The organism is Erysipelothrix aquatica, from assembly GCF_009828775.2.
GTDB classification, from domain to species: Bacteria; Bacillota_I; Bacilli_A; order Erysipelotrichales; family Erysipelotrichaceae; genus Erysipelothrix; species Erysipelothrix aquatica.
Genome location: NZ_WTSY02000059.1, coordinates 1 through 4,621, shown reverse-complemented (window position 1 = coordinate 4,621; position 4,621 = coordinate 1). Strand labels below are relative to the sequence as shown.

Here is a 4,621-nt window from a genome sequence, read left to right as displayed (position 1 = left end):
AGTATTTTCAGCCTATTCTGTCCTGAAAATCGATCCATTGGAATCTTTATAGGAGAACTGTATGCTTAAATTATTAAATATTAGTAAAAAATATGATGATGGAAGAACCAATATTTTAGCTTTGAACAATGTGACTCTAAGCCTTCCAAAAGGAACATTTGCAGCAATTGTAGGTCCAAGTGGTTCAGGTAAATCTACTTTACTGACAATCATGGGAGCCCTACAAAGACCAACAGAAGGAACTATTGAATTAGATGGCGTAGATATTTACGGTGTTTCAGAAAAAGAGAGATCCAAAATAAGGTTTGAGAAGCTTGGTTTTGTACTACAAGCATCAAATCTTGTCCCTTTCCTGACAGTTGAGGAACAATTTTTTTTCAAGTTAAGTAAAAGTAAAAAAGGTGATTCAGAACTATATGAAGCCTTGTTGAATGATCTTAATATTACTCATCTAAAAAGAAAATATCCGGAAGAATTATCTGGAGGGGAAAGACAGCGTGTTGCGATTGCTCTGAGTTTAATTCTAAAACCAGAAATTATTCTCGCTGATGAACCTACAGCTAGTCTAGATACAGAAAAAGCATTCGATGTTGTAAGAATTCTTAAAGATATGACAAGAACTCTAAATACGACTGTCGTTATGGTTACGCATGATAGAAGGTTATTGAGTGATTGCGACATAATTTTCGAGATTACTGACGGAAATCTGGAGGTAAAGATGAACAAAAAAAGTGATGATACAATGTAGGATGGTAAATTATGAAGAGCAGAATTGTTTCAAAAATAAATAGAGTTAGAAAGCATTCGGAAATTAATCTCAAACTAGAGTTATTTCTTGCATCATTATATTTATTCATAAATCTGACTATATTTTTAGTGTCTAATCCAGAGCACAAAATTTTAAACTATATGGGGTCGTCGTTTGTCTCATATTTATTGGTTCATGGAATAAAAGTTCTAATAAAAGGTCTATTTGAGCTAATATTCAGTAGCTACTGGGCATCAAGAGAAATTACTTATAGAATCCCTACAATAATGAAGTATATCCTATACTGTGTTTTAGTGATGATCGTAGTGGTGACAACAGTTTACTTTATTATCATTCAAGAAATAACTATACCGGGTTACTATTTAACTCCAATAATATTGATTGAGGCACTTCAAGTTATGATAGACACCATAATTGAAACAAAACAGATTGTTACGAAATAGAAAAGAAAATCAATAAATGTATTAAACAATATAGTGATTGAATCTAGTTTACGTAACCGTGGTTATTAAATATTCCAGAGAGTTTACTATACTCATAATTATTATTAATATATACTGAATAGATATTTTACTACATCTGTAATAGTAAAGAAATTTGTGTTATCCCCTTAGGGGTAGATCTAACAAGTAATGTAAAAGCTATTGCTATAAGTCATTTAAAATCTCGATAGTGAGAATGTTATACATCTTCATAAACTTAAGGAATGATGACATTTGGCTGCGATTATTGTCTGTAGTGTTTTAGTATGGTATAAATTATATATAGACTTGAGCCCCCCTCAAGTTTATATTGAGTAAATGCATAATTTAACGACATGCCTTTTACTTAAGTAAGACCTCTATTTTCCGGAGGTCTTTTTCTTTTGATGAATGATACAAATACTCTTATATTTGAAATTTTCATCACCAGATTATTCATTGTCATACAACGGTATATATCGGTGTAGTTTTATGTGGAAAATTATTCAAATTTTAGTGCGTCTTATGACAGTTGAAAAAATATTGATTCCTTGTGCTACAATTATTGAGCTAGCGTTTTATGGGGGTACTCCGTTATTTAAAAGTAAAGGAGTATAGATATGGGTGTAATTAAATAAATAGCAGTGTATTGCAGAGTGTCAAGTGAAGACCAAGCAGAGTATGGGTATAATCTAGGGAACAAGAAAGGAGAATTGAACAATATCTTCAGGTTTATGAAGAAGAGTTTCAAGAGCCGATCATCAAGTACATTGATGATGGTTATTCTGCAAGGACTTTGAATCGCAAAGAAATGAAAGTTTTGATATCTGATATTCAACAAGGTAAAATCTGTAAAGTTGTAGTACACAATTTAGACAGGCTCACTAGGAGTGTGACAGACTTGATGTTTATGCTGGAGTTGTTCAACGAATATGATGTGCAATTATTTAGTCTAAAAGAAAAAATTGATACTAAGACTGCAATTGGTAGGTTTTTTGTGTCAATGATTATTCTTGTTGCACAATGGGAAACAGAGGCCATAAGTGAAAGAACTATTAGAGGTATGGATCAGTCTGCCTATGAAGGTAACTGGGTGCATGGAAGGGCTCCATTTGGATATGATTTGGTCGATAAGAGACTAGAAATTAATCCAAGAGAATCTGCAATAGTCAAAGAAGCTTACTATCTATACTTTTATGAATTCAAAAGCAGGGGAGAAATTAGACATATTTTCAATAATGCACATAGGATGGAAAAGTTCATGTGGACTTATGACAGAATTAAGCACTTATTGAATAACAAAATTTACAAGGGAACATATGAGAATGCTCGTATCTCAATTGATAACCATTCGCCTGCGATACTCGAGGCGAGTTACTTTGACGACGTACAACATGCTCTTGCACTTAGGAATAAAAGAAGCCAGTATCCGTACATATTCAAAGGGAAGTGTAAAGATAGCAGAACAGGGGAATTATTAGCTGTTAAGCCAACAAAAAAGAGTGCGGGTTACTATCTGTACTATAAAAATAGCAACGGACAGTATATCAATGAATCAAACTTAATTAACGATCTCACGGTTCAGATGAACAATCACATAAAGGATATTGTGATGAATTCTATAGAATCTAAAGTGAACACATTGAAAAGAGTTGATTCAAACAAAAATTTATTAGACTATCTATTGGATAAAGGGCTGGTCAGCATCGACTACTATAGTAGTCAGTGTAAGCTGCTCTATGACAATCAATCTAAGCATGAGATCGAAATTACTAAACTTTCAAACAGTGTGTGGAAATGGGAAAATATGTCAACGACACAACGTCAAATATTTGTTCGTAAAAATGTTGTTGATATTGTGATTAATATGCACACTCTTCGAGTAAAGGATATCGAGTTTAAAACAAATAAATAAATTTGCAAAATCACTTGATTGTTTTTCCAATCATGATATAATATTTTTTAGAATAAACATGTGTCCTAATGACACATATGATAACTCAAAGTTCGCTTAGGCGGGGGTTGGGGCACCAATATATCAGCAAAACCCGCTATACAGTGGGTTTTTTAGTGTTTAAGAATATGAGAGTACATGAATAGTACATAAATAATACAAAATAATTACAGACTCTCCCATTTATCGAACATTTCTTCCAGGACCAATGTTAATAAACAGGTTATTAATTAGGAAATTAATTGTTTATTTTCAAGTTCTTTTTTATCAGAAGACAGCCAAGATTGTACGAAAGAGATCTGAATGGATCATAGAAGCCATTAATATAAGTGAATAGACATTTTGGCAGTCTTCGCTTTCTAAGATAAATCGACCGCTTGTTTCTTCATCCTTTAAATATTTGAAAAATGATTCTTAAACCGCATTATCTCAAGGATATGACTTTTTTGAGAAGGATTGTACTACGTTATGGTCATTCATTACTTTCCTTACTTTGCAGGAGCGATTCTGTGAACCACAATATGAAGGGAAAAGAAGACTTCCTTGAGGTTTTCTTAAATGGCAAGCATCATAAAACCATCGAGTAGTAAGGTCGAATTCATTTGAATCAAAAGCTACCATGCAATGATTTTACGAGAAAATAATCCATAATAACGCAAAGATATCAGAATCCTTTAGACGTTTTAATATAAGTAAAATCACTAACTGATACTATATTTGGTTCTAAAGACTGAATTCTTGATTAAGAAAATTAGTACACTCTCCATTATTAGTATGTTGAGAAGTTTTGAATGAAGGTTTGACAGTTGACATACGTGGTAAAGACATAGACTTTAAGAGTCTACAAACTTGTCCAAGACTTATGGATATGCCATATTCAACATAGAGACGACGATTGTGCTTTATAGCACCTAATTGCTAATTGTATTTTATGTAAAGCTCCAAAAGAAGAGACCTTTTCTTCTGATTTTCAATATCGGGGTTGAAGGTTCACGATTATAGAGTTGTAGTAAGTAAAACGGTCGACATTTAGAGATTTACAAAGACGTGATATCTTGTGATTTGATTTAAGTAACTCGATAGCTTTTAGTCGTTGTTTGAGTGAGTCGTGAATATGGCAATTTTTTTTAGATGAGGATCTCTTCTTTGAATAATGCAGCTTGTTTTGGAGTTCTCAAACGTGTTTAGTGATAAGAATCTCTCCATTATCTGTTTCGACTTCCGAATAGAGTTTAATCCATTTTTGAAATGTGAAGCGAGCAACACCATAATCTTCGGAGAGTCGAAACAAAGTTTGACCATAATGACAGAGAACAACAATTGATTTCTTAAAATATTCAGAAAATCGCGTTATTTTGTTTGGCATAAATAGGTTTTTAATTCATTTCTTATAATGTATGTTTTACCTTTTTACTGTCCATATTTATAGTATAGTAC

At 32.5% G+C, this 4,621-nt stretch carries 4 protein-coding genes; 3 read left to right on the top strand and 1 reads right to left on the bottom strand.

The annotated features are described in order from the left end of the window. Positions 1-61 precede the first annotated feature (61 nt). From GVV20_RS10220 to GVV20_RS10210, 3 genes are all read left to right on the top strand, one after another. Positions 62-748 carry an ABC transporter ATP-binding protein gene (locus GVV20_RS10220; RefSeq protein WP_159812639.1) on the top strand — a complete coding sequence of 229 codons (687 nt, stop codon included), beginning with the start codon at positions 62-64 and terminating at the stop codon, positions 746-748. An 11-nt stretch (positions 749-759) separates the two neighbouring features. Continuing rightward, a complete protein-coding gene (locus GVV20_RS10215; protein ID WP_159741727.1) occupies positions 760-1,212 on the top strand; it encodes a hypothetical protein in 453 nt (150 codons plus the stop codon). A gap of 730 nt (positions 1,213-1,942) precedes the next feature. Further along, on the top strand, positions 1,943-3,145 hold the full coding sequence (locus GVV20_RS10210; protein WP_268891068.1) for a recombinase family protein: 1,203 nt from the start codon (positions 1,943-1,945) through the stop codon (positions 3,143-3,145). Positions 3,146-4,358: 1,213 nt separating this feature from the next. Here GVV20_RS10210 and GVV20_RS10715 read toward each other — a convergent pair. Continuing rightward, a complete protein-coding gene (locus GVV20_RS10715; protein ID WP_159740089.1) occupies positions 4,359-4,550 on the bottom strand; it encodes a transposase in 192 nt (63 codons plus the stop codon). Between the last annotated feature and the right edge of the window lie 71 nt (positions 4,551-4,621).

What these genes read in the sequence shown, in the direction of transcription:
- GVV20_RS10220 (WP_159812639.1), top strand. Translation starts at nt 62, where the DNA reads ATGCTTAAATTATTAAATATTAGTAAAAAATATGATGATGGAAGAACC.
- GVV20_RS10215 (WP_159741727.1), top strand. Translation starts at nt 760, where the DNA reads ATGAAGAGCAGAATTGTTTCAAAAATAAATAGAGTTAGAAAGCATTCG.
- GVV20_RS10715 (WP_159740089.1), bottom strand. Translation starts at nt 4,550, where the DNA reads ATGCCAAACAAAATAACGCGATTTTCTGAATATTTTAAGAAATCAATT.